A 1,550-nucleotide genomic window follows, 5' to 3' on the forward strand; every position below is an offset into this window, starting at 1 on the left:
GCGGCGGTATTGGGGAACGTTTCGGTTCCGAGGTGCTGACCTGCCGCCGTGAGGACAGCGTAGGTGTGGGTTCTGGCGTGCGTGTCCACGCCGATAACGAACGGATGGGTGTGCGCAACTATGGTGTCCATAGTGTCCGGGTTCCTTTCTTTGAGATGGGCGATGATCCAGTCGCTGACGACCGGCGCCGATCCGGAGAGGAATCACTTCGGGGCATACCTGTGATGAGCCACGATCCGCACGGATCGGGCATGCTTCTTATTAAGCCACTGAGGTGGGCCGGGCCGGCGTCGGTCACCCACCACGGCCGGACAGTTCATAGGCAAGGCACCCGCGAGGGGCCAGTTTTGTCATGAGTCACGACCACGGCGGAGCGACCAACACCAACTCTGCCAGCCAGTCCCGGACCAGCCACCCCAAGGCTCACAGTCTTTGTCAAGCGGCGAGTTGGTGTTCTGTTTCATAGCGGGTGCCGTCGCGGAGCATGGTGAATAGAACATCACATCGACGTCGGGCGAGGGCGATAAGTGCTTGGTTGTGGCGTTTGCCTTGGGGGATTTTGCGGTCGTAGTAGGTCCGGGAGACCGGGTTGCGCAGGGCCGCGAAGGCCGACAGGAACAGGGCTCGTTTGAGGATTATATTTCCTCGTCGCGAGGGATGTTCGCCTCGGATCGAGGAGCCGGACCGCCGGGTGACGGGTGCGAGGCCGGCGTAGGCGGCGAGGTGGCCGGCGGTTTCAAAGTGCTTGCCGGCGACTTCGGTGAGGAGCCGGGCTGCGGTCCTGACGCCGACTCCGGGCATGCTCGTCAGGACAGGGGAAAGAGGGTGCGCCTCCACCAGCTTCTCAACCTCGACGGCGATGTCGGACCGCTGCCGGCGCAGCGCGGCCAGCTGTTCAGCCAAGCGCGGGAGGACCGTCGCGGCGGCATGGGTGCCGACGACCACGACGGTCTGTTCGCCCAATGCCTGGGTGATTTCCTCCGCCAGGCGCCGTCCCATCCGTGGGGCCAGTTTCAGCAGTCGGGTGGCCATCCGCGTGGTTCCGGCTGCTTTCATCGATGCCGGTGACGGGTAGTGCTAGAGCAGATCCAGCATGGCCGGGTGGTCCAGGTACGGGCCCACGACCCGCTCCAACGCAGGGTGGATCTGGGTGAGCAGCCCGCGGATCCGGTTGCTGGTCGCGGTCATCTGACCGAGGATGTCATCGTCAAACCCGCACAGCATCGACAGCTCCGCGACCGATTCATCAGCCAGCTGGATCGACCGCAGCGCGTGCGGCAGCGTGCGGGCTGCTTGGGCGATGATCGCTGCGTCACGGGCATCGGTCATCGCCTCACCGGAGTGGAGGTCGGCGATGCGCCGCATGGCCAGGCCGGGCAGGTAGCCGACGAGGACTCCCTCGGCTTGGGCGACGGCGATCGGCAGGGCGCCGATCGTGGCTTGGCGAGTAGCGCTTGATGGTAGCGCACGTCCAGACACTTGGTGTGTAACCTCGTGACATCGTGGACAGTGGATCTCAGAACTTCGTGGACGCTGGGTCTCATGGCTTC

Annotated in this window: 2 pseudogenes; both read right to left on the bottom strand. The window is 64.6% G+C overall.

Annotated features, from left to right (window positions below):
* A pseudogene (locus BMW72_RS19440) lies at positions 1-131 on the bottom strand (IS110 family transposase); the annotation flags it as partial.
* A gap of 304 nt (positions 132-435) precedes the next feature.
* Positions 436-1,440, bottom strand: a pseudogene (locus BMW72_RS18220) (IS110 family RNA-guided transposase); the annotation flags it as partial.
* Positions 1,441-1,550 lie beyond the last annotated feature (110 nt).

It is taken from the genome of Cryobacterium luteum (genome assembly GCF_900110125.1).
Lineage (GTDB): Bacteria > Actinomycetota > Actinomycetes > Actinomycetales > Microbacteriaceae > Cryobacterium > Cryobacterium luteum.